Source organism: Campylobacter felis (genome assembly GCF_030250085.1).
GTDB classification, from domain to species: domain Bacteria; phylum Campylobacterota; class Campylobacteria; order Campylobacterales; family Campylobacteraceae; genus Campylobacter_D; species Campylobacter_D upsaliensis.
This window is the reverse complement of the sequence record NZ_JANURX010000011.1, coordinates 24256-50123: the sequence shown is the minus strand read 5'-3', so window position 1 is coordinate 50123 and position 25868 is coordinate 24256. Positions and strand designations below refer to the sequence as shown.

Here is a 25868-nt window from a genome sequence, read left to right as displayed (position 1 = left end):
TAACAAATCATAATTTAAGCAACATTTCACATCACAACTTACAAGCAAACAAACACACCAAAACAAAAATTTTTAAAATTGTTTAAAGCCTATTGAAATTAATAAAACCTATCGCAAAAATATAAACTTAACATTGTAGCCCAAAGGCTACAAATTTAATGTCTTGCGAGGTAGTTTGTATCGTAGTTATTATCGATAAAATCAGGATTTTCCATCATCGCCAAATGAAAATCCCTCGTCGTCTTAATCCCCCCAACAATAAGCTCATGCAAGGCCACCTTCATCTTAGCGATGGCCGTATTTCTATCCTCCCCCCACACGACAAGTTTGCCTATCATCGAATCATAATAAGGTGGCACCGCATAGCCCTCATAGCAGTGGCTTTCCATTCTCACATTACGCCCTGCTGGTGGGATATATTTGGTGATTTTACCCGGACTTGGTAAAAAGGTCTTAGAATCTTCAGCGGTAATACGACACTCTATACTATGTCCGCGTAGCTTAATGCTTTCTTGAGGAGGCAAGGCATAGCCCTCGGCAACCTTTATCATCAATTCTATGATGTCTATACCGCTTACCATTTCACTCACGCAATGTTCAACTTGCAAACGCGTATTCATCTCAATAAAATAAAAATCCAAATTTTTATCGACCAAAAATTCAAAAGTCCCAGCACCCTCATAACCTATGGCTTTTGCTGCTTTGACAGCTGTTTCGTGTAATCTTATCCTTGTCTTTTCATCAAGCAAAATAGCAGGACTCTCCTCTATAAGCTTTTGATGACGCCTTTGCATAGAGCAGTCTCTTTCACCTATGTGTATGACATTGCCAAAGCTATCTCCTACAACTTGCACTTCGATGTGGCGAGGGTTTTGGATATATTTTTCCATATACATCGTTCCATCTCCAAAAGCCGTCATAGCCTCACTTTCAGCCGACCAGTATGCTTTTTCTAAATCTTTTTCATTTTCTACCACACGCATACCACGCCCACCGCCTCCAGCAGCCGCTTTTAAAATGACGGGATAGCCTATTTCTTTTGCAAGTTTTTTTGCTGCTTCCGCCCCAGCTAAAGCCCCATCACTTCCGGGGATCACAGGCACACCAGCCCTTTGCATTACTTGTTTTGCCTTGCTTTTATCGCTCATTAAATTCATCGCCTCCACTGAAGGACCTATAAATTTAAGATTATGTTTGGCACAAATTTCGACAAAATTTTGATTCTCACTTAAAAAGCCATACCCCGGGAAAATTGCATCCGCCTCCGCTATCTCAGCCGCTGTGATAATAGCAGGGATATTAAGATAGCTTTCAGCACTTCTTGCCTTACCTATGCAGATATTTGCGTCCGCATACTTAAGATAAAGGGCGTCTTTATCCGCTTCAGAATAAACGCAAATCGCTCTTTTTCCCATTTCTTTAATGGTTCTTAAGGCTCTTAAAGCAATTTCACCGCGATTTGCTATTAAAATGCTTTTAATTTCCATTTATAGTTTCTCCACCGCAAATAAAGGCATACCAAATTCCACAGGCTGTCCGTCCGCGACCAAAACCTCGACAATACGGCAATCAAACTCCGCTTCAATCTCGTTCATAATCTTCATCGCTTCTATTATGGCTATGGTGTCGCCTTTTTTCACATTAGCCCCCGCTTTGACAAAGGGTGCTGCACCCGGGCTTGGCGCTTGATAGAAAGTGCCTACCATAGGGCTTGTAATGCTTGGTTGATTGCTTTTAGTTGGAGTGCGATGAGTTTCATTAACGACATTGACATTAATAGGCTGAGGAGTAGTAGGAGGTGGAGTAGTAGGCGCTGGCACATCACAGAACATCTCTCTTTCAAGCTCTATTTCAAAGCCGTCCTGCTCTTTAATCTTAATCTTGCTAATATTTGCCTCAGAAAACAAATTTACAAGCTCTTTAATCTCTTCTTTAGTCATACAATTCTCCTATATTAAAGACTTTAAATCGCTATTATATTAAAAAATAGTAATTAAAATTGAATTTTTTTTGCTAAAATTAAGCATATTTCATCACAAAGATGAGATAAATTCTTAAAAGAGGCACATATGAAGAAATTATTACTTTGTATGATTGCATTTTTTATAGTAGGGGCGAGTATGGCGGAACCAAAAGTTGCTATTTTAGCCACAGGAGGAACGATAGTAGGGTCTATCGATAGTGCGGTTGCTACTATTGGCTATACGGCTGGTGTTGTAGGTGTTGATGTGCTGATTAAAGCAGTGCCTGAAATTCAAAATTTAGCGAAAATTGAAGGACAGCAAATCGCAAATATCGACAGCTCAAATATGCGTGATGAAATTCAGCTCAAACTTGCAAAAGAGATTAATAAGCTTTTTGCGAGTGGCGTTGATGGTGTGGTTATCACTCACGGAACGGACACTATGGAGGAAACGGCTTATTTTTTAAATTTAACCATTAAAAGCGATAAGCCTGTCGTTTTAGTCGGTGCTATGCGTCCAAGCACAGCCATAAGTGCAGACGGACCTAAAAATCTTTACAACGCAGTCGCTCTAGCAGCTGATAAAAATGCCAAAGGCGTAATGGTTGCTATGAACGATAAAATTCAAAGTGCTAGAGGCGTGGTAAAAACACATACTTTAAATGTCGATGCTTTCTCTTCACCTGATTTTGGGGATATGGGTTATATCGTTGATGGTAAGGTTTATTTTTATAACAATGTCGCAAAAGCTCGCACCAAAAAAGCACCTTTTGATGTGAAAAATCTTAAAGAATTACCAAAAGTAGATATTCTTTATAGCTATTCAAATGATGGCAGTGGGGTGGCTGCTAAGGCTTTATTTGAAAATGGCACAAAGGGTATAGTAGTCGCTGGAAGTGGTGCTGGTAACATACACGAAGCACAAAAAGAAGTTTTAAAAGAGCTTTTAGCTAAGGGGCTTAAAGTCGTGGCGAGTTCTCGTGTAGTGGCTGGTCGTGTGGCAGTGAGTGAGGCGGATAAAAAGCTAGGTTTCATCAGTGCGGAGGATTTAAACCCACAAAAAGCTAGAATTTTGCTAATGTTAGCTTTAACTAAGACTAACGATGTTAAGAAAATTCAAGAGTATTTCTTAAAATACTAAAACATAGGCTCTTTATGAGCCTATATTCAAAGTTTTAATTTTAAATTCACTTAAAAACGCATTGCAATTCATAAGACTTTATTTGAAATGGCATAGTAGTCGCTGGTAGCATACACGAAGCACAAAAAGAAGTTTTAAAAGAGCTTTAAGGCTTAAAGTTCTCTCGTGTAGTCGCTGGTCGCGTGGCAGTAAGTAAAGCGGATAAAAAGCTAGGTTTCATCAGTATGGTATAGTAGTCGCTGGAAATGTGGTAGTGAATAAGGGGGGAATAATTTTTAAGATAATTGTTATTTTTAGGATTTTATATGCTTAGAACGAAAAAAGCCCCTGGGGGCAGGGGCTGACCACCCAGCTAAAAGGGAGGGGGCTGGGTGGATAAGTGGCATTATACCATAAAAATTAAAACTTGTAAAGAGCTTGAAGTCTTACAGTATCTTTTTTACCTTCGCCGTTTGCATCTTTATCAACATTTAGGTAAGAATACCGAGCTTGGAAAGATAGTTTTGGAGAGTATTTATAATCTACTCTTGCAACAGCTTCCATTTTTTCACCACCGCTCTTGTGGTCAGCTGTCTTAGTTCCACCATATACGAAGTCTGCACCTAAACGCAATACTTCATTGAAGGTATAACCAGCAGTTAGGTAACCAAAAGTATTTTGACCAAGGTCGCCATTTAGGTGTGAACCTTCAGTGTAGTAAATTTCGTTACCAGCAAGAAGATGTCCTAAGTTACCTTGATCTTCGATCACTGTTACTGTTACAGCATCTTTTTCACCATAGTATAAACCACCTAGGCTAGCGTCAAAGCCATTCCAGTCAATAGAACCTCTTAAAGCGAAGAAATTTCCGTCTTCAAATTTTTTATTACTTGGTCCTGTAGATTGTCCCGGTTTATTGTTAGCAGTATAAGTTTTATCTAGGTAGTTTCCTAAATAAGCGGCATTAAGTTTCCAGTTGACATCGTTAAAGATAGTTGTGCCATAAGCTAAATCTAAAGCATACCAAACGCCTACGCTATCCCAATAAGCACCCCATAGTTGAGAGTCAAGTTGTCCGCCGAAAACTTCATAAGAAGCGATAGCAGCACCACCATAAAGGTTACCAACTTCATCAAAAGTTGTAACATTACCAAAACCTGTTACATCACTTCCTTGCTCATCTACATTGTAGCTATCTACCGCGAAAGCTGCAAAAGTTAAGCCGTCAAAGCTGTTATTAACCACTTTGACACCTGCGCCAACAAGACCATCTATGCCATTGTCAGTCCAGATAGTGTTAAGCTGTTGCTTACCTACTGATACGCTAGTAGCAAAGTCTTCATTAGTGTAAGTTAGGTAAAGTTGTCTTACATGTAAAGTCGCACTATCGCCAGTTGTAACACTTATAACATCAGAACCATAACCGCCATCTTTCGCACTATAATCTAATTGAACGAAAGCTTTGAAGTTATCTGCGATCGCAGCGTTGAAATTAAATTGCGCTCTGTATTTGTGATTTTGCTTAGAGGTATTAAGACCTGACTGACCAACAAGACCAGCATTATCTTTGATATTTCCTGACTCATAGCGGTATCTTAAAAAACCTGATACATCGATATCTTTAATCGCTTCTTCTAGTGGAGTAGCATTAGCCACTGAGAAAGCACCCGCAGCAAGAGCTGCAACTAAACTAAGTTTAACTAGTTTCATGAGAATTCTCCTTAAAATAAGATATAAAACGGCGAAATTATAGCATATAAATGAGCTTTTTTACTTAAATAATACTTAAAAATTAAAAATATTAAAGAAAATAAAGATAAGAAATAAAGCCCTAGAGCTTTAAACTAGGGCTTTTAAGGAGTTCTTATGAATGTTTAATTTACACGATGAAATGATAAATTTAAAAGCTTAATGATAGGTAAATAATATTAAATTTTATTAATCACTATCTCATTTTCTTCTAAATCTATGCTTATGGTATCGTTTAGGCTTAAGGTATCGCTTAAAATCATATCGCTTAATTTATCCTCTATCTTATCATAAATGGCTCTTTTAAGAGGTCTTGCTCCAAAGTCAGGGTCAAAGCCCTCTTTGGCGATGAGTTTGGCGGCTTCATCGCTTAAGGTCGCTTTTAAGCCCTTGTTTTCTAGGCTTTTTTGCAAGTCTTTGAAAAGTAATTTCACTATCTCATATGCCTCGTTTTGTCCTAGTGGGTTAAAGGTGATGATGTCATCGAGGCGGTTTAAAAATTCGGGCTTAAAAAAGCTTTTAAGCTCGGCTTTTACCGCTTCTTCTTGCTCTTTTCCTTTTAAATTCATAATGGCATTTGAGGCGATGTTAGAAGTTAAAATGATAATGGTATTTTTAAAATCCACACTCACGCCCTTGCTATCTGTGGCTCTTGCGTCATCTAATATGCCTAAAAGTATGTTAAAGACATCTTTGTGTGCTTTTTCTACCTCGTCAAATAAAATCACGCTATAAGGCTTTCTACGCACGGCTTCAGTAAGCTCTCCGCCCTCTTCATGCCCTATATAGCCCGGAGGCGCACCTAAAAGACGCGAAACGCTGTGTTTTTCCATAAATTCACTCATATCAAAACGAATCATTGCTTTTTCATCGTCAAATAAAAATTTCGCTAAAGCTTTGGCGGACTGGGTTTTACCCACGCCTGTTGGTCCTAAGAATAAAAAGCTTCCTATGGGTTTGCTGCCCTCGTTTAACCCTGCTTTGTTGCGTTTTATCGCCTTGGCTAAGGCGTTTAAGGCTCTATCTTGTCCTATGACGCTTTCTTTTAAATGCTTTTCGACTTCTAGGAATTTTTGCTTTTCGCTTTTTAGCATTTTTTGCACACTAATGCCTGTCCATTTGCTTAAAATTCCTGCGACTAGGTCTTCATCGACTTTATTTTTAAGCAAGACGCCGTTTTGACTTAAAAGCTGCCATTTTTCTTCAAGGCTTAAAACTTCTTTTTCTAGGCTTGGAATTTGTCCGTATTCTAACTCGGCGGCTTTTTGAAAATCGCCTTTATTTTTGGCTAAATTTGCTTCGTTTTTTAGCATATCAATTTCTTTTTTCTTAACGCTTATGCTATCAAATACGCTTTTTTCGTTTTCGAACTGGGCGTTTAGGGCGTTTTGCTCCTCTTTTAAATTTGCTAGTTCTTTGGCAATTTCCTCTAATCTTTTCTCATTTGCTTCATTTTGCTCCATTTTAAGCGCTTCTTTTTCGACCTCTAAGGTTTCTAGCTCTTTTCTTACCTTTCTTAAAGAGCTTGGCTCGCTTTCTATTTGCATTTTAAGCTCGGCGGCTGCTTCGTCAATGAGGTCAATTGCTTTATCAGGTAAAAAGCGATCATTTATATAACGCTTAGAAAGCTTTGCCGCTGCAACTAGGGCGGAGTCTGTAATGCTTACATTATGATGAATTTCAAGCTTTTCTTTAATGCCCCTTAACATAGCCAAAGCCTCGTTAATGCTTGGTTCATTGACACTTACGGGCTGAAAGCGGCGTTGAAGTGCGGCGTCTTTTTCAAAATACTTGCGGTATTCTTTAAGCGTAGTCGCTCCTATGGTGTGAAGTTCGCCTCTTGCTAGGGCTGGTTTTAAGATGTTTGCCGCGTCCATACTGCCCTCGCTAGCCCCTGCTCCAACAATGGTATGAATTTCATCGATAAATAAAATCACATTTTTACTTTTTATCACTTCATCAACGACACTTTTAAGCCTGTCTTCAAATTCGCCTCTATACTTTGCTCCTGCGATTAAGGCACTCATATCAAGGGCGATGAGGCGTTTATTTTGTAAAGAAGTGGGGACATCTTTTTTCACTATCCTTTGTGCTAAGGCTTCCACAATAGCCGTTTTACCAACGCCGGGTTCGCCTAGTAAAATGGGATTATTTTTACTTTTTCTAATGAGAATTTGCATTGTTCTTTCTATCTCTTCTTCGCGACCTATAATGGGGTCAAGCTCGTTTTGCTGGGCTTTTTGCGTTAAATCTATGCCAAATTTATTAAGAGCGTCCATAGTATCTTCGCTTGTTTTACTCTCTATCTTACGCCCTGCCCTTAAAAGCTCTAGTTCTTTTTTAAGCTCGTTTAAATCGATAAATTTAGTTAAAAGCTCTTTTATAGGCGAACGCTTACTTTCTGCTATGAGATAAGTATCTACGCTTAAATAACTATCGCCATTTGCACTCATTAAACCCTTAGCATTTTCTAAGGAATTTAAAAGCTCGTTTGAAATTCTTATGTTATCTCTGCTTACATTTGAGCTTGTAGGCAAGGCTTTAATTTGGCTTTTAAGCTCAAGCTCTAGGGCTTCTTTTGAGATGTTAAGTTTATTGCAAATTTGAGAAAGTAGGCTCGTGCTATCTATCGCTAAAGCCCACAAAAGATGAAGTGGGACGACTTCGCTATTTTTACTATGTATCGCTAAAGAGACTGCACTTTCGACATTTGAAAGCATAGAATCTGTGAGAAAATCTTGTAAATTTGCCATAATAGCTCCTTTTAGTTTTATAATGGTGGTATTATATATCTTTAGTCTATTAATGTCAAGTTTTTTTAATAAATTTTTTTAATTTACTTTACAAACATATCAATAGCCTTATGCAAATCCTCTAAACTTTTATGGTCATTTTCCTCTAAAGCGTGAATAAGACAATGCGATAAATGCTCCTTTAAAATAGCGGTGGCAGTGTTATTAACGGCAGATTTAACGGCGGCAAGTTGGATAAGAATTTCGCTGCAGTCTTTGTCATTTTCTACCATTTTTTTAATGGCTTCTAAATGTCCTATGGTTTTGGCTAGGCGGTTTGAAATTTGCTTGATGTGTTTGGGGGAGTGGTGATGATGCATAATTTTACTTTCTCTTTTTGAAATTTACAAAATTGTAGCAAAAAATGCAAATTCTTTGTATTTACAAATTTTTATTAAAATCTTAGCTTTAAAATCTTTAAGGAGTTGATAGTGAAAAGGAAACAAATTCTCGCTGCTTTGGCGGGATTTACGGGATCGCTTATTTTATGTCTTGGGCTTGCAAATGTCTTATATGCCGATGATAAAACGGAACAAATGCAAAAACGCCTCGAAGCTTTGGAAAAACTTACTAAAACGCTTCAAATTGTCGAGCAGTATTATGTCGATGAGCAAAATATTAGCGATTTGGTCGATAAATCACTTTCAGGACTTTTGACAAATTTGGACGCACATTCTTCTTTTTTAAATGAAAAAGATTATAATGATATGAAAATGCAAATGAGTGGCGAATTTGGCGGACTTGGGATCACTGTGGGTATGAAAGACGGAGCTTTGAGCGTGGTTTCACCCATAGAGGGAACACCTGCGGATAAAGCGGGGATCAAATCAGGCGATATTATCCTTAAAATCAATAATGAAGCCACTTTAGGTATGAACTTAAATGATGCCGTGGATAAAATGCGTGGAAAGCCTAGCACCAAAATCACTTTAACCATTTTTAGAGAGGGAGCAAGTAAGCCTTTTGATGTGAATTTAACAAGAGAAATCATCAAGGTGGAGAGTGTTTATAGTAAAAGGATAGAAGATGAGGACATTTTATATCTTAGAGTTACAAGTTTTAATAAAAATATAGTCGATGAAGCACGAAAAGAGCTTAAAAAATACCCTAATAATAAGGGCGTAATTTTAGATTTAAGAAATAATCCGGGAGGGATTTTAAACCAAGCCATAGGACTTACAAATTTATTTGTCGATAAGGGCATTATCGTTTCTCAAAAGGGTAGAAATGAAAGTGAAAATAAGGACTATAAGGCAGATCCTAAAAATAAAATTTCAAATTCGTCCCTAGTCGTTTTAGTTAATGGCGGAAGTGCGAGTGCAAGTGAGATTGTAAGCGGGGCTTTACAAGATTTAAAAAGGGCGATTATCGTGGGGGAAAATACCTTTGGTAAAGGTAGTGTGCAGCAAACTATACCTCTAAACAAAACAGAGGCTTTAAAACTCACCATAGCAAGATACTATCTCCCAAGCGGACGCACCATACAAGCTGTGGGCGTAAAGCCTGATGTGGAAGTTTTCCCGGGCAAGGTTACGGCTAAAGAAGATGGCTTTAGCATTAAAGAAAGTGATTTAAAGCAACACTTAGAAAGTGAGCTTGAGAAATTAGAAAAGAAAGAAGATAAAAAAGAGTTAAAGGAAAATAAAAGCCTTATCACAAAAAAACAAATCAATGAAGACGCACAGCTAAAAGCGGCAATTGATAGCATTAAAATTCTAAACATCAAAAAAGGAAAATAAAAATGGAAAAGAAGGAATTGCTTTACGAGGGCAAGGGCAAGAAGCTTTTTAAAACCGATGATGAATTTTTGCTTATTACGGAATTTAAAGATGACCTAACTGCCTTTAATGCTGAAAAAAAGGGTAATGAAGCGGGTAAGGGGGCGCTTAATTGCAAAATTAGCACCGAGCTTTTTCATCTTTTAGAAAAAGAGGGTGTTCAAACGCATTTAGTTAAAACCCTAAGCGAAAATGAACAGCTTGTTAAAAAATGCAAAATCGTGCCCATTGAAGTCATCGTGCGTAATGTCGCTACTGGCTCTCTTACAAAAAGACTTGGCATTAAAGACGGCACAAAGCTTCCTTTTGCTTTAGTGGAATTTTGCTTAAAAGATGATGCTTTGGGCGATCCTTTCATCAATGATGAGCATTGTTTGCTTTTAAATTTAGTCAAAAATCAAGAGCAAATCGAGGAAATTAAAACAATAGCTAGGAAAATTAACGCCATACTTTTGGACTTTTTTGATAAGAAAAATTTAAGGCTGATCGATTTTAAAATCGAACTTGGCTTAGATAAAGATGATAAGCTCATTTTAGCCGATGAAATAAGCCCTGATAGCTGCCGTTTTTGGGATAAAGAGACAAATGAAAAGCTTGATAAGGATAGATTTAGGCAAGATCTAGGCAATGTCAAAATGGCTTATGAAGAAGTTTTAAAAAGAATTTTAAGTTAAGGGGCGAAAGTGCAAATAACTATCAATGTATTTTTAAAAAATGGCGTTTTAGACCCGCAAGGCAAGGCTTTAGAAAAGGCTTTGCACTCTTTAAATTTTTCTAAGGTTAAAGAAGTGCGTGTGGCAAAACAGCTTAAAATCGAACTTGATGAAAGCGACACGCAAAAGGCTAGAGAGCTTGTAGCTAAGATGTGCGAGGAACTGCTTGTTAATAGCGTGATAGAAGATTATGAAATTTTACTTTAAGAAGAAAAAATGAAAGTTGCTATTATAAGATTTTTAGGGACAAATTGCGAATTTGACACACAATACGCCTTTGAAAAAATCGGCGCTAAAGTCCAGCTCGTTTGGTACGAGGAAAGGGAATTTGAGGCGGATTTGGTCGTTTTACCGGGGGGCTTTTCTTATGGGGATTATTTGCGTTGTGCGGCTATTGCTAAACTTGCTCCCGCTATGCAAGGCGTTTTCAAACACGCTAAAAAAGGTGGCTTTATACTTGGGATTTGCAATGGCTTTCAAATTCTACTCGAAGCAGGACTTTTAAAGGGTGCGATGAAGCATAATGAAAATTTAAGCTTTATCTCCAAAAATCAAACCCTAAGAGTCGTTTCTAACGATAATGCTTTTTTAAAAAAATTTCACAAAAATGAGCTAATCACCCTTCCCATAGCACACGGCGAGGGGAATTATTATGCCGATGAAGCTACGCTTAAATACCTAGAAGATAAAGACCTCATCACACTCAAATATGAAAATAATCCCAACGGCTCTTGTAATAATATCGCTGGAATTTGCGATGAAACTAAGAAAATTTTCGGTCTTATGCCTCACCCTGAAAGAGCTTGTGAAAAGCTTTTGGGTGATGATGTAGGGCTTAAGATGTTTGAGGGATTTTTATCTTGAGAATTTTAAGCATTTTATTTTCATTTATCATAATTTTATGGGCGGAACCATCCGTTTTTGAAGGTCAGCAAAAAACGATAGAAAGCCAAAAAGAATTTTACAAAAATATCGCTCCAAGTGATGAAAATACAGATTATGAAAATAATCGTTATGAAGATTATGTGGCACATTCAAGCTTAGCCTTAACGAGTGAGGAATATCCGCAAAATTTTTATGTAGGAGAAGCCTTTAACATAGAGCTTTACGCTAAAACTTTGGAAGATGTTAAATTTGATTTTAACCTCTCTTTAGTCAAAAATGACAGCTTGCATTTTTTAAACCCTAAAAGCTCATTTGAAAAAATTTCTAATGATACTTATAAAAATACGCTATGGTTTGAGGCTAAGGACGCTAATGCAAATTTAGAGCAAATTGTCGTTTCTATGTTAAGAAATGGCGAGGTCTTTCAAAAGGCTAGTTTGCAAATTCAACCCCTGCGTTTTCAATACCCACCCAAAGAGCAAACTTACGCTCATATCGTGGCAAGCTCTTTGGATATAGGGCAAGTTAAGACAAGTTATTTTGATGAAAAAAATATCATTATGATGCTTGAGCTAAATGCGACAAATGCAAATCTTAAGAGCTTTTTTGTAAATGGAGTGCAAAAACAAGGCATTGAAAATTATAAGGGCGATTTTAACGCTTCAAAGGCATTTTATTATGCCATTTTCCCTGCAAATAAAAATCATTTTGAATTTTCTTATTTTAATAAAGAAAGTAAAAAGCTTGAAAATTTTAACATCAAACTTCAAATTTCTAATGATGAAATTAGCACGCAAAGCGATTTAAATCCTACAAATAAGGACTTTAATATCTATAAACAATACGCCTTATGGGCTTTGGCTTTTGTTTTGGCGATTTTATTTATCTTTAAAAGAAATTATTTTATCTTAGGTTTTGCTTTGCTAAGTTTTGCTCTAAGCTTTTTAGTCGATACAAATACGTATAATGGATTTTTAAAAACAAATACTAGGGTCAAAATTTTACCGACTGAACCTTCAACTTATTTTTACACTACCAACACAGAAGAAGAGGTAGAAATTTTAGGAAAAAGAGAAAATTACATTAAAGTTTTGTTTAAAAATGGCAAAATAGGCTGGGTTAATGACACAGATTTACTCAAAAATTAAAGCTTTAATTTTTTGGATATTTTTTATTTTTAGCGTTAGTGGTGTGATTATAGCCTTTTGCTTCACACAAAATCAAAATAGCATTTGGAAAATTCGCCGTCTTTGGGCTAAAACCCAAAGGCTAATTTTAAACTATAAAATAGAACTTATAGGCGAATTTCACCAAGACGCACAAATGCTAGTGATGAATCATCAAAGTGCCTTAGACATTATCGCGCTTGAGAGCATTTATCCTAAGAATTTATGCTGGATAGCTAAAAAAGAGCTGGGTGAAATTCCTGTGTTTCAAATCGCCATTAAAAAGTCTCAACTTCTTTGCATAGATAGAAAAAATCCTCGTGCCTTAGTGAGTGTTTTAAAAGAGGCTAAAGAAAGACTTAAGGCGGGGAGGGTTTTGGCAATTTTCCCTGAAGGGACACGCTCAAAAAGTGAAAAAATGCTTAAATTTCAAAGTGGTGCTAAGATTTTAAGCGAGAAATTAAATTTAAAGGTGCAACCTGTTTTAATTGTCGATTCTGCTAAGATTTTAGACACTCAAAAATTCGAAGCAAAAAGTGGAATTTTAAAGCTTATAGCCCTACCACTTGTGGATACAAATGACGCAAATTGGCTAGAAAATACAAGAAAAACAATGCAAGAGCGTTTGGAGCAAGAAAGGGCGGTTTTATTGTAAATTTTTTGCTACAATGCGACAAATTTTTAAAAAGGATAAAAAATGCAATTTCAAACTGAAGTTAATCAACTTCTACAACTTATGATACACTCTTTATATTCTAATAAGGAGATTTTTTTACGCGAACTTATTTCTAATGCTAGTGATGCCTTAGATAAGCTTAATTTTTTAAGCGTGAGTGATGATGCCTATAAGGGCTTAAAATTCGAACCTAAAATCGAACTTAAACTTGATAAAGACAAAAAAACCCTTACCATAAGCGATAATGGTATAGGTATGAATAAAGACGATTTAATCAACCACCTTGGCACCATAGCAAAAAGTGGCACAAAAAGCTTTTTGGAGAATTTAAGCGGAGACGCGAAAAAGGACTCGCAACTCATAGGGCAGTTTGGCGTGGGCTTTTACTCAGCCTTTATGGTGGCGGATAAAATCGAAGTTTTAAGCAAAAAAGCTTTAGAAAATAAGGCATATTTATGGAGCTCTGATGCAAATGGCTATGAGATAGAAAAAGCACAAAAAGACACGCAAGGCACAAGCATAACCCTACATCTTAAAGATGAAGAATTTTTAAACGAATTTAAGATAGAGAGCATAGTAGAGAAATATTCTAATCACATACAATTTCCTATCTTTATGGAAAAAGAGGAGTTTGTCCCTCTAAGCGAGGAAGAGCAAAAAGAAAATAAAGAGCCTAAAAAGGAGCTTAAAATCTCACAAATTAATAAGGCAAACGCTCTTTGGACGATGTCAAAATCAAGCCTTAAGGCAGATGATTATGAAAATTTTTACGAACAAAATTTTCACGATACAAATAAGCCTTTACTTTATATCCATACAAAAAGCGAGGGTAAGCTTGAGTATAATTCTTTATTTTTTATCCCACAAAATGCACCCTTTGACCTTTATAGAGTCGATTATCAAAGTGGCTTGAAGCTTTATGTGAAGCGTGTGTTTATCAGCGATGATGATAAGGAGCTTTTGCCGACTTATTTGCGTTTTGTAAGAGGGATTATCGATGTGGAGGATTTACCTTTAAATGTCAGCCGTGAAATTTTACAAGAAAATGTCATTTTAAAGGGCGTTAAAGAAGCAAGTGTTAAAAAAATTCTAGGCGAACTTCAAAAGCTTAAAGAAAAAGATAAAGAAAAATATTTAAGCTTTTTTAGAAATTTTGGCAGAGTTTTAAAAGAGGGGCTTTATGGCTTTAGCACAGAGAAGGAAAGTTTGCTAAAATTAATGTATTTTAAAAGCTCTAAAGGGACGGATTTAAGAAGCTTAGAAGAGTATAAAAACGACCTAGCAGATGAGCAAAAAGAGATTTTTTACATTATAGGAAGTAGCGAAAGTTTGCTAAGAAATTCGCCTTTGCTTGAGGATTATAAGGCTAGAAATATTGAAGTTTTGCTACTTGATGATGAGATTGATAGCATTATTATGCCTATGTTAGGAGAATTTGAGGGCTTGAAATTCACAGCGATCAATCAAGTCGAGGATAAAAACGAACTAAGCGAAGAAGAAAAGCAAAATTTCGCCCCTTTTCTTGCAAAATTTAAAGAACTTTTAAAAGATGAAGTTGAAGATGTGAGACTTACTTCAAGACTTAAAGATAGCCCAAGCTGTATAGTGTATGATAAAAATAAGCCCGATTTTGCCATGCAACAACTTTTAAAACAGATGGGTCAAGAGCAAAATGTCAAGCCCATTTTAGAGCTAAATCCTAAGCATAGCATTTTTGCAAAACTAAAAGAAAATGAAAGCTTTGTCCCAGATATCGCCATTTTAACTCTTAATATGGCAAAATTAAGCGAGGGTATGGGTATAGAAAATGCGAGCGAATTTAATGCAAGTTTAAGCAAAATCATCACTAAGGCTTTATCGTGATAGAGCATATCGCTCCTAAAATTTGGAATAAGAGCTTAAGCTCTTACCAAATTTTTGATGTAAGAACGCCAAGCGAGTGGCAAGATGGAATTATAAGCGATGTTAAATGTGTAGCTTTATTTGATGATATGGGGCTTTTAAATAAAAATTTTATAGAAGAATTTAAGGCAAAATATCAAAAAAATGGCAAAACCCTAGCCTTTATCTGTCGTAGCGGACATAGAAGCGAAATCGCTGCTTCAATGGTGCTAGATGAGCTTGAAATTCGGGGCGTGAATTTAGAAGGAGGCGTTTTAGCCTACGAAAAAGAGCTTATCAAATGATAGGCTTTTATCTTTTAATCGCAGCTCTAAGTTTTTTAGCACTTTATTTTGCAGTGAAAAAACTCACATTAAATATAGATGAAAATAAGCTTTTAGAGCGCCGATAAAAGCAGATATTTATCCTCGATTTTGTGATATTATTGATGAGGAGATAAGAGCCTTAAAAGAAGGTGTAGAAAGTGGGGAATTTGAGCTTTTAGAAGACGAGAAAAAAGAAGAATTTTTAGAATCGCTTGGAGATTTAAGCAGGGAACTAACTTTCATACAAACGATGAATTTAAGCAAGAAAAATGACTCCATTTGGCAAAGTGAGCTTTTTAACTTTTTAAAAGAGCTTGAAAATTTAATCTTGCGTTATCTTAAAAATGCAGAAATTTTAAGCGATACTTTAAGAGAAAAACTGATGAATGCATTTGAGAGCTTAAAAGCCTAAGGAGAGCATTTGCAAGAGGAAAATAAACGCGACTTCAAATATATCAAACAAATTGCCATTATCATTTTTATCGCTATTTTAGCTTATATGCTTGTAATTTATGATGAGCTTGCTAGCATTTTAGCGGGAGTGGCTATTTTGCTTATAGGTATGATGAATTTAAGTGGAGGTTTTAAAACTTTTAGCGGTGGTTTGCTTGAAAAAATTCTAGCAAAAAGCACCGATACGACACCAAAAAGCATTATTTTTGGCACGATTAGCACTGTGATTATGCAGTCTTCTTCGCTTATTTCTATCATTAGCATTTCTTTTCTTTCGGCTGGTCTTATCTCACTTCTTCAAGGCATAGGCATTATGTTTGGTGCAAATTTAGGCAATAGTGCTGGCTCTTGGCTTATCGTTGGGATTACAAGCATTAAAATTTCAAGCTTTGCTATACCTATGCTTATCATTGGGGTTTTGCTTTTTTTTCAAAATGATGCGATTTTTAAAGGAGTGGGGCAAATTCTCATTGGCATAGGCTTTTTCTTTTTGGGAGTAGATTATATTAAAAATGGCTTTGAAGAAGTTAAGGAAATTTTCAATCTAGAGCGTTTTAATGTCGAGGGCTTTAAGGGAGTGCTTATATTTACGGCACTTGGGGCTATTTTAACAGGCGTGATACAATCCTCCCACGCCACTTTAGCCATCATCATCTCAGCCCTACTTTCTCATCAAATTTCTTACGAAAATGCTTTGGCGGCGACTTTAGGAACTAGCGTTGGAGGTGTGGTAACGGCTCTACTTGCTTCACTTAGCACAAATATCGAAGGGAAAAAACTTGCCCTTGCAAATTGTATTTTTAATTTTGGCATTGCGGTAATTGTTTTGGCTGTTTTTCCTTATTTTGTAATGATGGTTGATTTTATCGCTCAATTTGTCGGCATAGCTAAGGATAATTTTGCCCTTAAAACTGCCGTTTTTCACACGCTTTTTAATCTCATCGCCGTTATTTTATTTGGTCTTTTAATTAAACACATTGTCAAATTTTTAGACCGCTTCATCAAGGCTGCAAAAGATAAAAATAAAGACAAAGCCCTTTATTTAGACCCTAATCTTACGCGTTATCCAGACACAGCCATTGAAGCTTTAAGAAAAGAAAGTGAGCATCTTTATAATAATACTTATGCTATTATCGCTCACACTATAGGCTTTAACCGCAGAGATATACGCTCAAATTTAAGCTTTAGCGAAATTATCAAAACAAAAAAATGGTTTAGGCAAAATGTCGATTTGGACTATTTATACCAAACAAGAATTAAGGTGCTTTTTGAAGCCATTATGGAATTTTCTACAAAAGCACAGCTTCACATCAAAGACGAAGCAAAAAATGAACGCATTTTCGCCTTTAAAATCGCCGCTAAAAACTTAACAGAAGCGACTAAAAATCTCAAAATCATACAGACTAATATCAAAAAAAACTCCAATTCTCAAAACGAAAATCTAGCAAATGAATACAACACTATAAGAATAAATTTAGGAGAGCTTTTAAGAAGTGTGGAGGAACTTCGTTTAGTCGAAGATGAAAAGGCTTATCTTATCATTAAAAATTTCACAAAAGCAAAAGAAATGTTAAAAGAAATTGATAATGAAACCCTGAAAAAAATAGAAAATCTTCTCTCACAAGGCAAAATCACCACAACAGAGGGCATTTCTATCCTTAATGATACAGCTTTTATCGCTAAAATAGCCGAAGAAATCATCGAAGCGGTTGAAATCATCTTCTCTAAAGATGAAATTAAAAAGAAAGAGGAAGATAAAAAGCAAGAGGAAAATTAACTCATTTGCTCATATTCTCATCTTTTAGAAAACCGACCTTATGGGCATTAACGCAATCTTGACTGATGATAGATTTTTCGCGACATTCTAAAGATCTTTCTTTAGCAATTTGTGGATTTTGCTCGTAAAATTCGAGCGATCTAGTCTGCTCACAAGCAGCGAAAAATAAAGAAGTTAATAGTAAAATATAATTTTTCATTTCTCTTCCTTATAAGAAAAAATCGGCAAAGACCATTGATATTTAATCGCTAAAAGTCTCGCTCCCACACCCACAATAAGCGTTATAATAGTGCAAACAAACACATCAAATTGCACCCAAACCACTAAGGCATAATAAAGCGCACCAGAAATAATAGCAATACCAGCATAAATTTCTTTTTGAAAAACTAAAGGGATTCGCATACACAAAATATCTCTTAAAATTCCACCAAAAACACCTGTAATTACAGCAGCCGAAATGGCGATGATTAGACCATATTCTTCATTAATAGCAATTTGTGCTCCAAGTATGCTAAAAACAACAAGTCCTATTGCATCAAGAGTGAGAAAAAGACTCTCAAGCCTTGTAACAAGGCGAGGAATTCTAGTGGCAATAAGCGCACAAAAGCATATTAAAATGATGTATTCTGGGTGCTTAACCCAAGTAAGAGGATAATGCCCCAAAAGCACATCTCTAATACTCCCACCTCCAATCGCCGTTACCAAAGCGATGAAAATCACTCCAAAAAGATCCATCTTATGCCGTCCAGCGGCTAAAGCCCCTGTCATACCCTCAGCAGAAATTCCTATAATATAAAGCGTTGTTAAAAGCATTAAAAATTCTCACAAGAAATTTGATAAGTGTTAATATTTTCATCTAAAACATTAATATTAGGCACTTTATAGCACTCTTTAAAATCTTTTGCTTTAAAAATTTTAATGTAAAAACTAGGCACGGCGATATGGTTTTTAATGCGTTTAGGATTTACATCATAAACTATAAGGTTTAAGACGGCTATTTTTTGAAATTTGTGCGCTAACTCTCTTTCTCTTTTTTCTATATCGTTCCAAATTTTATTGTTAATTTGAAAATTTTGTGGCGTAATATTACTCATCAAAAATACAGCCTTTTGTGAAGCCAAAGAATAGCTAAAAGACGCATTAGGTGCGATATGTCCTCTACTATAAGAGCTATTTTTATAGTCTTCCCAGCGAGTTCTATATTTTTTCGCTAAAGCAAAATCTTCTTCAAATCTTGGTCTTTTTTTAAGTTGCTTTAAGACTAAATTTTCCGCTTTAACTTCATAAGCTAGAGCTTTTGAGCCTTTTAGATGATAATCATAGCAATTAATATAATAAATTTTATCCATCACAATAGAGCAATTTAAGCCGTTAAAATAGCCTTTAAATTCCTCATCTAGCTCATATTTTGCAAAAAGAGAAAGACTAAAAATAGCAAGTAAAATTAGAATTTTCACACTTTCTCCTTTAATTTTTTATCCTTACTTTTGCAAAAATCATACAAAAAACATTGATGACATAAAGGATTTTTCGCCTTGCAAGTATAGCGACCAAATAGCACCATAGCTTGATGAAGATAATTTAATTCATCTTTAAAAATGCGTGTTAAATCCTCCTCTGTGGCTTCTGGAGTTTTTGCCTTACTTAAGCCCAAACGATGAGAAACACGAAAAACATGCGTATCCACCGCCATAAAATTTGCTCCACACCACTCTATCAAAACCACATGAGCAGTTTTTTGCCCCACACCCGCTAAACTCTTTAAATCTTTTTCATTTAAAGGAATTTCGCCATTAAAATGCTCACAAACAGCTTGTGCCATTTTGATGAGATTTTGTGCCTTATTATTAAAAAACGAACAGCTTTGGATATAGCCTTTCACGCTAGCTAAATTCGCCTTTGCGAGACTTTTTATATTAGGATAAGCCTTAAAAAGTGCGGGAGTGATAAGATTAACCCTTTTGTCGGTGCATTGAGCTGAAAGCATTACGCAAACTAAAAGCTCGTAAAGGGTAGAAAATTTGAGTTCTGTAACAGGCTTATCAAATTTTTTTAAAAAAAGTTCTTTTATTACTAAATTTCTTTTCATTTTTTTATTGTAGTTAATTAGTTTTAACCAAGTTTATATATAATCACTTACCAACAATTTTCAAAAAGGATACATTATGAAAAAATTTTCTTTAATTGCAGCTAGTTTAATCGCTAGCGTAAGTTTAAGCTTAAATGCTGCCACAGTAGCAACCGTAGATGGTGAAAAAATCAGCGACACAGAAGTAAATGAATTTTACGCTCCAATGCTTAGAGGGCAAGATTTCAAAAAATTACCTGAAGAACAACAAAAAGCTTTAATTCAACAATATGTTATGCAGGATTTAATTTTAAAAGACGCAAAAAAACAAAATTTAGAAAAAGACCCTATGTATATCAAAGGACTTGAGCGTGCAAAAGATGAGCTTTTACTCAATGTTTATCAAAATAAAATGATACAAGATATTAAAGTTGATGCTGCTAAGGTTAAAGAAGCTTATGAAGAAAACAAAGAGCAATTTGTAAAACCAGCAAGAGTCAAAGCTAAACACATTTTAGTAACAAGCGAACAAGAAGCTAAAAACATCATCAATGAGCTTAAAAATCTAAAGGCTAAAGACTTAGAAAATAAATTTGCACAAATTGCAAGAGAAAAGTCAATCGATACAGGCTCAGCTGCTAATGGCGGCGACTTGGGTTGGTTTGATGAATCGACTATGGTAAAACCTTTCACTGATGCAACTTTTTCTCTTAAAAATGGTGAAATCACAAAAACTCCGGTAAAAACGAATTTCGGTTATCACATTATCCTAAAACAAGATTCAAGAGCGAAAGAACAAGTCGCCTTTAAAGACGCCAAAATGGGCATTGAAAACAGACTTAAATTTGAAGAATTTCAAAAAAGAATAGCCCTTAAAGGACAAGAACTTTATAAAAACGCTAAAGTGGAAATTAAGTAATGGGACTTTTAAATATCGTTGAGGCAGGAGTTATAAGCGGAGATAAACTTAATCTCGTTTATGACTATGCTAAGAGTGAAAATTTTGCTATTCCTGCGGTTAATGTCGTGGGAAGTAGCTCTATAAATGCCGTTTTAGAAGCAGCAAGAAGGGTCAATTCTCCCGTTATTATACAATTTTCTAACGGAGGGGCTCAATTTCTCGCAGGGAAAAACTGCCCAAATGGCGATGTTTTGGGAGCTATAAGTGGAGCTAGACATGTGCATTTAATGGCTAAGGCTTATGGTGTGCCCGTAATCTTACATACCGATCACGCCGCTAGAAAGCTCCTTCCTTGGATCGATGCTTTAATCGCCGAAAACACACGCTTTAAAGCACATCATAATCAAGCCTTATTTAGCTCGCATATGCTTGATTTAAGCGAAGAAGACTTAGAGGATAATCTCAGCACTTGTGAGGATTATCTTAAAAAGCTTAGTGTGCTTGGAATTTCTTTAGAAATCGAACTTGGTTGCACAGGTGGCGAAGAAGATGGGGTCGATAATACGGGCATTGATAATGCCAAGCTTTACACTCAACCTGAAGATGTAGCTTTAGCTTATGAAAGATTAATGAAAATTAGCCCAAATTTCTCTATCGCGGCAAGTTTTGGTAATGTGCATGGGGTTTATAAGCCCGGCAATGTAAGCCTTGAGCCTGAAATTTTGAAAAATTCGCAACTTTTTGTCAAAGAAAAATTTAAACTAAATAACGATAAGCCTGTGCATTTTGTCTTTCACGGAGGAAGTGGAAGTGAGCTAAAGGACATAAGGGAGGCGATTAGTTATGGTGTGATTAAGATGAATATCGACACCGATACACAGTGGGCTTTTTGGGACGGAGTAAGGGCTTATGAAGCAAAACATAAAACATTTTTACAAGGGCAAATCGGCAATCCAGAAGGCGATGACAAGCCTAATAAGAAATACTACGACCCACGCGCTTGGCTTAGAGCTGGAGAGGAAAGTATGGTAAAAAGGCTTGAAGATGCTTTTGAGCATTTAAATTGCATTAATAAAAATTGAAAACCAACCTTAAGGTTGGTTTTATTTTGAAGATGAAGTCTTTAAAATAAAACTTATCGATAAGGTCTTTTTATGGAGTTAAAAGCACAAGAATTTTCTGAGTTAATTTTGCCTGAAAGTAAGGAAAAAAGAGGCTCTTTAGTTTATCTTAAAATTATTTTTATCCCTACCTTACTTTATGCTTTTGTAGTGCTTGGTTACCTCAAACAAATCAATTTTCAAGTGGAAATTCATACTCTCGTAATGACTGGAATTATTTATCTTAGTGCTTTAATTTTTGCTAGGCATAGTGCGGAATACGCCTATAACATCTTCGAACAGCAAAAAGATGAATTTAAACAGGCTTTAAAGCGTTACATTATGAAACATTTTTTAACCATAGGAAAAGATACAAAGTCAAATGCAAATTTTGATGATTTTGCTAATGCCTACATTAAAGGGACGCGCAACGAGAATTTCGCCGCAGTGGGTGCGACTATCTTTCCTATGATGGGAATTTTAGGCACTTTCATTAGTATAGCTCTTTCTATGCCAAATTTTTCTTCCTCAAACACTCAAGCCTTAGAGCAAGAAATAGCCCTACTTTTAAGTGGAGTTGGCACGGCTTTTTATGTGTCGATTTATGGAATTTTTCTTGCTTTGTGGTGGATTTTCTTTGAAAAAATTGGCTCAAGCAAAATTCAAAGACTCTTAAATCGTCAAAAAAATTCAACCGAGGGCTTTTTTTGGACAAAAGAAGAGCTTGATTTAAAATATTTAAGCGAGAGTTTGCAGCATTTTGATAAGATAGGGACTATCTTTAAGCAAGTAAGCAGCGATGACTTTTTTAGCGAACTTGACCACACTATAGAGCGTAAATTTGGCATTTTTCAAGATATGTTAAATATCGAAGAAAAGGCGATTAGACTTAGTAGTGAGCATATCAAACAAAGTATGAGTGAGCTTTCTAAAATGCAAAGAGACCAAAGAGATTTAGGAAAACTTTATAGCGAAATGCTAAATGGAGTCAGTTTGCTTAATCAAAACTTAAAAGAAGTTAGCACTAGAATGAGTGAGCAATACAATAGACTTCTTAACATAAGCACAGAAAAAATCACCCATTTAGATAAAACCTTAGAAAGTTTTGACGATAAAATCGAACGCTTTTCTAAAAATTTCGAACTTTATGAAAAAGCAATGCTAGAAAATCAAGAAAAAATCTTTAACGGCTTTAAAGCAAGTCTTTTTGAGGGTATGGAGAAATTTAAAGAAATTTATGAAGAAGAAAAAAATATCGATGAAAAAATCGAATTAATGGACGAATTTAAAAAAGAATTAAACGCCTTAGATAATGAAACAAAAGAAGTGATTGCCAAACTAGAAGGTAAAGAAAATGAGAATTTGAAAGCAACTCAAGATGAAGAAAATAAAGAAGACTTAAAAAAAGATGATGAAAAATAATAAAGAAGAGGGGAATTTTTGGATCGCTTATGCGGATTTAATGGCGGGACTGCTTTTTATTTTCATACTTTTAATCGGCGCTATCGTGGTTAAATATGTCTTAACACAAAGCGATTTAAAAATAATCAAAGAAAACTTAAACACCCAAGAAGCAAATTTAGAGCTTAGCAAACAAGCTTTAAAAGATAAAGAAAGCATAGTGTTTCAACTCAGCAAAGAATTAAATGCCACCGCAAATACACTCAATCTTATTCACACTCAAAAAACAGAACTTGAAAATAATATTAGCACTTTAAGTAAAGATTTAAAAAATAATATTGATGAAAAAGACAGGCAAATTCTCATTTTACTTAATCAAATCGAACTTAAAGAAAACGAGCTAAAAGCTATCCAGCAGGATTTCAAAGAGGCTAAAGAAAGGGTAGAAAATTTAAGCTTTATCAGGGAGAATTTAAGCAAAGAATTACAAAAAAAGCTTGATGAAAATATCAGCATAGACCAAAAAACAGGGGCGATTTCTTTACCGGCAGAAGTGCTTTTTGACAAAGATTCTTTCATTTTAAAAGAGGAAGCTAAGACTAGCCTTAAGAAAATTTTAAGTGGATACTTGACGGGTATTTTAAATGATGAAAATATCAGCAAAAATATCGAAAATATCATCATCGAAGGACACACGGACAGCGATGGTTCTTATATTTACAATCTTGATTTATCGCAAAAAAGAGCTTATGAAGTGATGAGTTTTATTTATAGTTTTTACAAAGACGAAAGACTACAAAAGCTTTTAATGGCAAGTGGAAGGAGCTTTTCTGTGCCTATTTTAAAAAATGGCGTGGAGGATAAGGACTTAAGTCGTAGGATTGAAATTAAATTTAGTCTTAAAAATGACACAGCCCTAAAGGAGCTTGAAAATTTCTTTGAATTCCGCTAGTGTGCTTGAAAAAAGGCGTTTTAAAGACTTAGAATTTTATCTTAAACGCGATGATTTATTAGGTGAACTTAATGGTAATAAGGCGAGAAAACTTCGCTTTTATCTTCAGCAAAATTATCCCAAAAATCAACGCTTTGTAAGTTACGGAGGCTCACAAAGTAACGCCCTAGCCGCCCTTAGCATTTTTGCAAAAAATTATAAACTCATCTTTGTATGCGAAAAAATTTCAAGCTTTTTAAAGCAAAATCCTTATGGAAATTACGCTCTAGCCTTGCAAAATGAGGTAGAAATTTTAGAAAATTTATCCTTTCCAAGCCATAGAGAAATGGCACTTAGCCTCTGTAAAGAGGGAGATATTTTTATCGAGGAAGGCATAGCAAATCAAAATGCCGAGCTTGGTTATAAAGAACTTGCCAAAGAATTAAAAGAGCATAGCAAAGAGCAAGGCGTGAAATTTGATATTTTTTTACCCTCAGGCACAGGCACATCTGCTGCTTTTCTAGCCAAACATAGCGAATTTAGGGTTTTTACCTGTGCTTGTGTGGGAGGAAGTGCTTATTTAAAAGAGCAAATTTTAAAGTTAGAACCGCTTTATGACTTTTCTAATCTTTTCATTTTAGAGCCGCCTAAAAAATATCATTTTGCCAAGCCTTACGCGGAATTTTACGCCTTGTATCACGCCTTAAAGCAAGAATGTGGCGTAGAATTTGACCTACTTTACGATATGCTAGGTTTTAGCACCCTAATGTTTCACAAAAATAGGCTTAAAAACCCCCTTTATATCCATCAAGGTGGGCTTTTAGGAAATGAAACTATGCTACAAAGATATGAATTTAAGGGCTTTAATTTACCATACCAAAATAAAAAATCACCAAAATAATCAAAGGCACGACAAATTTCACATAATAAAACCACACGCTAAGCCAAGCACTTTTTAGCTCACCTTCATTTGAAAGTTCTCTTAAGCACACTTCTTTTTTTAGCACCCAGCCTACATAAATGCAACACAAAAAGCACATTACCGCTAATAAAATCAAAGGTATCAAAAATATTTTTACCCCTTAGCAAAACGACATCGCTTAAAGGTCCATAAGTTAAAATACAAGGCAAATTTCCCAAAATAAAAATCACGCCTAAAGTAAGATTAATGGCAGCTTTTTCTTAAGTTTAAATTTCTCCTCCAAAACGCTAATAATCACTTGATAAATAGGCAAACTAGTCGTTAGTGCTGCAATGAGTAAAAGAAAGAAAAATAAAGCACAAATCAAGGTCCCAAAATGAATATAAGAAAAGGCTATAGGTAGGGTTTCAAAGACTAAAGAAGGACCTTTATCGGGTGCTAAATTTGCTGAAAAAAGTGCTGGGAAAATCATAAAACCCGCCAAAACCGCAATCAGCGTATTTAAAATCCCTGTATAAATCGCCGTTTTTATCATATTTTCTTTTTTGCTAAGGTGAGAAGAAAGCGTTATCATCACGCCAAAGCCTAAAGAAAGAGCGAAAAATACCTGTCCTAAAACATCGATGAAAAGTTTAAGGCTAAGTTTTGAAAAATCAGGCAAAAGATAGAATTTAACCCCCTCCATAGCACCATCTAAGCTCAAATTCTCCTCCCCACAACCAAAATAAGACAAATCAAAAGCATAGGCATTAAAAATTTCACAGCTTTTTCAATCCCATCGATAATCCCACGCCTTAAAATTACCCAATTTATCACGACGAAAATGGTTGTAAAAATCCCTACGCCAAGAGGATTAAAGGCAATATTTTGTGTGTAAAATTCGTGCGTGTATTCTTTACTCACGGCACTTGAAAGATTAAAATCCCCAAAGAGTAAAGAAAAAATATATACCAAAACAAAGCCCCCAAGCACCATATAATAAGCCATAATCCCAAAGCTTCTCAAAAGCCCCATATAGCCCACGCTCTGCCATTTTCCCTTAAAGGCATCGACACTATTTTTCATCGCCTTTCTGCCGATGATATTTTCGACCAAAATTACAGGAATTCCTATAAAAATCATAGCAAGGCAAAAGGCTAAAACATAGGCTCCACCGCCATTTTCTCCTACTAAATAAGGAAAACGCCAAGTCGCTCCAAAGCCTATGGTCGCACCAGCTACGGTTAAGATGTAAGTGAGGGTATTACTCCAAGTTTGTCTTTGCAT

23 protein-coding genes and 3 pseudogenes are annotated in these 25868 nt (G+C 35.6%); 16 read left to right on the top strand and 10 right to left on the bottom strand.

All coding sequences use genetic code 11. The features are described from left to right. Positions 1–155: 155 nt before the first annotated feature. Together NYG92_RS06835 and accB are read right to left on the bottom strand one after the other, a co-directional pair. Positions 156–1487, bottom strand: a complete 1332-nt coding sequence (locus tag NYG92_RS06835; RefSeq protein ID WP_289233915.1) for an acetyl-CoA carboxylase biotin carboxylase subunit — start codon at positions 1485–1487, stop codon at positions 156–158. Then, positions 1488–1940, bottom strand: coding sequence for an acetyl-CoA carboxylase biotin carboxyl carrier protein (gene accB, locus NYG92_RS06830; protein ID WP_270966329.1), 453 nt, complete (start codon positions 1938–1940; stop codon positions 1488–1490). Positions 1941–2120: 180 nt separating this feature from the next. Between accB and NYG92_RS06825 the strand changes: the two genes are divergently transcribed. Beyond that, positions 2121–3104, top strand: coding sequence for a type II asparaginase (locus tag NYG92_RS06825; RefSeq protein WP_289233936.1), 984 nt, complete (start codon positions 2121–2123; stop codon positions 3102–3104). A gap of 399 nt (positions 3105–3503) precedes the next feature. On the opposite strand, the gene NYG92_RS06815 is transcribed toward NYG92_RS06825, so the two are convergent. The 3 genes from NYG92_RS06815 to NYG92_RS06805 form a co-directional block, all read right to left on the bottom strand. Then, positions 3504–4793: a major outer membrane protein gene (locus NYG92_RS06815; protein WP_289233914.1), complete on the bottom strand. Its 1290-nt coding sequence runs from the start codon at positions 4791–4793 to the stop codon at positions 3504–3506. A gap of 218 nt (positions 4794–5011) precedes the next feature. Beyond that, entirely contained in the window at positions 5012–7585 is a 2574-nt protein-coding gene (locus tag NYG92_RS06810; protein ID WP_270976621.1) for an ATP-dependent Clp protease ATP-binding subunit, read from the bottom strand. 83 nt (positions 7586–7668) lie between these two features. Beyond that, positions 7669–7944 (bottom strand): metal-sensing transcriptional repressor, encoded by a 276-nt coding sequence (locus NYG92_RS06805; RefSeq protein WP_270976622.1) that lies wholly within the window; start codon positions 7942–7944, stop codon positions 7669–7671. A gap of 93 nt (positions 7945–8037) precedes the next feature. Between NYG92_RS06805 and NYG92_RS06800 the strand changes: the two genes are divergently transcribed. From NYG92_RS06800 to NYG92_RS06755, 10 genes and pseudogenes are all read left to right on the top strand, one after another. Continuing rightward, a complete protein-coding gene (locus tag NYG92_RS06800; RefSeq protein ID WP_270960631.1) occupies positions 8038–9363 on the top strand; it encodes a S41 family peptidase in 1326 nt (441 codons plus the stop codon). 2 nt (positions 9364–9365) lie between these two features. After that, positions 9366–10076, top strand: coding sequence for a phosphoribosylaminoimidazolesuccinocarboxamide synthase (purC, locus tag NYG92_RS06795; protein ID WP_270976623.1), 711 nt, complete (start codon positions 9366–9368; stop codon positions 10074–10076). A 9-nt stretch (positions 10077–10085) separates the two neighbouring features. After that, the gene (gene purS / locus NYG92_RS06790; RefSeq protein WP_289233913.1) at positions 10086–10322 is read left to right on the top strand and encodes a phosphoribosylformylglycinamidine synthase subunit PurS; all 237 of its coding nucleotides are present in this window, start codon (positions 10086–10088) and stop codon (positions 10320–10322) included. A gap of 9 nt (positions 10323–10331) precedes the next feature. Further along, a pseudogene (gene purQ / locus NYG92_RS06785) lies at positions 10332–11040 on the top strand (phosphoribosylformylglycinamidine synthase I). Then, on the top strand, positions 10976–12148 hold the full coding sequence (locus NYG92_RS06780; protein ID WP_432264806.1) for an SH3 domain-containing protein: 1173 nt from the start codon (positions 10976–10978) through the stop codon (positions 12146–12148). Before purQ ends, NYG92_RS06780 begins: the two are co-directional and overlap by 65 nt. Beyond that, entirely contained in the window at positions 12123–12821 is a 699-nt protein-coding gene (locus NYG92_RS06775) for a lysophospholipid acyltransferase family protein (protein WP_270960598.1), read from the top strand. Before NYG92_RS06780 ends, NYG92_RS06775 begins: the two co-directional genes overlap by 26 nt. Before the next feature lie 42 nt (positions 12822–12863). Continuing rightward, complete coding sequence (htpG, locus tag NYG92_RS06770) at positions 12864–14705, top strand: molecular chaperone HtpG (RefSeq protein ID WP_289233911.1); 1842 nt, start codon at positions 12864–12866, stop codon at positions 14703–14705. Next, positions 14702–15028, top strand: a complete 327-nt coding sequence (locus NYG92_RS06765) for a rhodanese-like domain-containing protein (protein WP_289233910.1) — start codon at positions 14702–14704, stop codon at positions 15026–15028. The genes htpG and NYG92_RS06765 overlap by 4 nt, the downstream gene beginning before the upstream one ends. Then, positions 15025–15461 (top strand): annotated as a pseudogene (locus NYG92_RS06760) (hypothetical protein). The gene NYG92_RS06765 and the pseudogene NYG92_RS06760 overlap by 4 nt, the downstream one beginning before the upstream one ends. 9 nt (positions 15462–15470) lie before the next feature. After that, complete coding sequence (locus NYG92_RS06755; protein ID WP_432264559.1) at positions 15471–17279, top strand: Na/Pi cotransporter family protein; 1809 nt, start codon at positions 15471–15473, stop codon at positions 17277–17279. 1 nt (position 17280) lies between these two features. Here NYG92_RS06755 and NYG92_RS06750 read toward each other — a convergent pair whose 3' ends face one another. From NYG92_RS06750 to nth, 4 genes are read right to left on the bottom strand one after another with little or no spacing between them, the layout of a single operon-like run. After that, positions 17281–17478 (bottom strand): EexN family lipoprotein, encoded by a 198-nt coding sequence (locus NYG92_RS06750; RefSeq protein ID WP_289233909.1) that lies wholly within the window; start codon positions 17476–17478, stop codon positions 17281–17283. Continuing rightward, positions 17475–18092, bottom strand: coding sequence for a trimeric intracellular cation channel family protein (locus tag NYG92_RS06745; RefSeq protein WP_270976633.1), 618 nt, complete (start codon positions 18090–18092; stop codon positions 17475–17477). The genes NYG92_RS06750 and NYG92_RS06745 overlap by 4 nt, the downstream gene beginning before the upstream one ends. Then, entirely contained in the window at positions 18092–18736 is a 645-nt protein-coding gene (locus tag NYG92_RS06740; protein ID WP_270966340.1) for a DNA/RNA non-specific endonuclease, read from the bottom strand. The genes NYG92_RS06745 and NYG92_RS06740 overlap by 1 nt, the downstream gene beginning before the upstream one ends. Further along, complete coding sequence (gene nth / locus NYG92_RS06735) at positions 18733–19368, bottom strand: endonuclease III (protein ID WP_270966341.1); 636 nt, start codon at positions 19366–19368, stop codon at positions 18733–18735. Before nth ends, NYG92_RS06740 begins: the two co-directional genes overlap by 4 nt. Before the next feature lie 76 nt (positions 19369–19444). Between nth and NYG92_RS06730 the strand changes: the two genes are divergently transcribed. The 5 genes from NYG92_RS06730 (at position 19445) to NYG92_RS06710 (ending at position 24581) form a co-directional block, all read left to right on the top strand. Then, positions 19445–20266, top strand: a complete 822-nt coding sequence (locus tag NYG92_RS06730) for a peptidylprolyl isomerase (protein WP_270966342.1) — start codon at positions 19445–19447, stop codon at positions 20264–20266. After that, positions 20266–21330: a class II fructose-bisphosphate aldolase gene (gene fbaA, locus NYG92_RS06725; protein ID WP_004276789.1), complete on the top strand. Its 1065-nt coding sequence runs from the start codon at positions 20266–20268 to the stop codon at positions 21328–21330. The genes NYG92_RS06730 and fbaA overlap by 1 nt, the downstream gene beginning before the upstream one ends. Before the next feature lie 72 nt (positions 21331–21402). Next, entirely contained in the window at positions 21403–22770 is a 1368-nt protein-coding gene (locus NYG92_RS06720) for a MotA/TolQ/ExbB proton channel family protein (protein WP_270966343.1), read from the top strand. Next, on the top strand, positions 22760–23701 hold the full coding sequence (locus tag NYG92_RS06715) for an OmpA family protein (protein WP_289233933.1): 942 nt from the start codon (positions 22760–22762) through the stop codon (positions 23699–23701). The genes NYG92_RS06720 and NYG92_RS06715 overlap by 11 nt, the downstream gene beginning before the upstream one ends. After that, the gene (locus NYG92_RS06710) at positions 23682–24581 is read left to right on the top strand and encodes a 1-aminocyclopropane-1-carboxylate deaminase/D-cysteine desulfhydrase (protein WP_289233932.1); all 900 of its coding nucleotides are present in this window, start codon (positions 23682–23684) and stop codon (positions 24579–24581) included. Before NYG92_RS06715 ends, NYG92_RS06710 begins: the two co-directional genes overlap by 20 nt. Here NYG92_RS06710 and NYG92_RS06705 read toward each other — a convergent pair. Further along, positions 24544–25868, bottom strand: a pseudogene (locus NYG92_RS06705) (sodium-dependent transporter). The gene NYG92_RS06710 and the pseudogene NYG92_RS06705 sit on opposite strands and share 38 nt — an antisense overlap.

Bases quoted from the DNA above. Each gene is read 5' to 3' on its own strand.
- NYG92_RS06815 (WP_289233914.1), bottom strand. From the start codon at position 4,793: ATGAAACTAGTTAAACTTAGTTTAGTTGCAGCTCTTGCTGCGGGTGCT.
- NYG92_RS06715 (WP_289233933.1), top strand. From the start codon at position 22,760: ATGAAAAATAATAAAGAAGAGGGGAATTTTTGGATCGCTTATGCGGAT.
- NYG92_RS06805 (WP_270976622.1), bottom strand. From the start codon at position 7,944: ATGCATCATCACCACTCCCCCAAACACATCAAGCAAATTTCAAACCGC.
- NYG92_RS06835 (WP_289233915.1), bottom strand. From the start codon at position 1,487: ATGGAAATTAAAAGCATTTTAATAGCAAATCGCGGTGAAATTGCTTTA.
- NYG92_RS06730 (WP_270966342.1), top strand. From the start codon at position 19,445: ATGAAAAAATTTTCTTTAATTGCAGCTAGTTTAATCGCTAGCGTAAGT.
- NYG92_RS06825 (WP_289233936.1), top strand. From the start codon at position 2,121: ATGGCGGAACCAAAAGTTGCTATTTTAGCCACAGGAGGAACGATAGTA.
- NYG92_RS06720 (WP_270966343.1), top strand. From the start codon at position 21,403: ATGGAGTTAAAAGCACAAGAATTTTCTGAGTTAATTTTGCCTGAAAGT.
- NYG92_RS06750 (WP_289233909.1), bottom strand. From the start codon at position 17,478: ATGAAAAATTATATTTTACTATTAACTTCTTTATTTTTCGCTGCTTGT.
- htpG (WP_289233911.1), top strand. From the start codon at position 12,864: ATGCAATTTCAAACTGAAGTTAATCAACTTCTACAACTTATGATACAC.
- nth (WP_270966341.1), bottom strand. From the start codon at position 19,368: ATGAAAAGAAATTTAGTAATAAAAGAACTTTTTTTAAAAAAATTTGAT.
- fbaA (WP_004276789.1), top strand. From the start codon at position 20,266: ATGGGACTTTTAAATATCGTTGAGGCAGGAGTTATAAGCGGAGATAAA.
- NYG92_RS06775 (WP_270960598.1), top strand. From the start codon at position 12,123: ATGACACAGATTTACTCAAAAATTAAAGCTTTAATTTTTTGGATATTT.
- purC (WP_270976623.1), top strand. From the start codon at position 9,366: ATGGAAAAGAAGGAATTGCTTTACGAGGGCAAGGGCAAGAAGCTTTTT.
- NYG92_RS06810 (WP_270976621.1), bottom strand. From the start codon at position 7,585: ATGGCAAATTTACAAGATTTTCTCACAGATTCTATGCTTTCAAATGTC.
- accB (WP_270966329.1), bottom strand. From the start codon at position 1,940: ATGACTAAAGAAGAGATTAAAGAGCTTGTAAATTTGTTTTCTGAGGCA.
- NYG92_RS06745 (WP_270976633.1), bottom strand. From the start codon at position 18,092: ATGCTTTTAACAACGCTTTATATTATAGGAATTTCTGCTGAGGGTATG.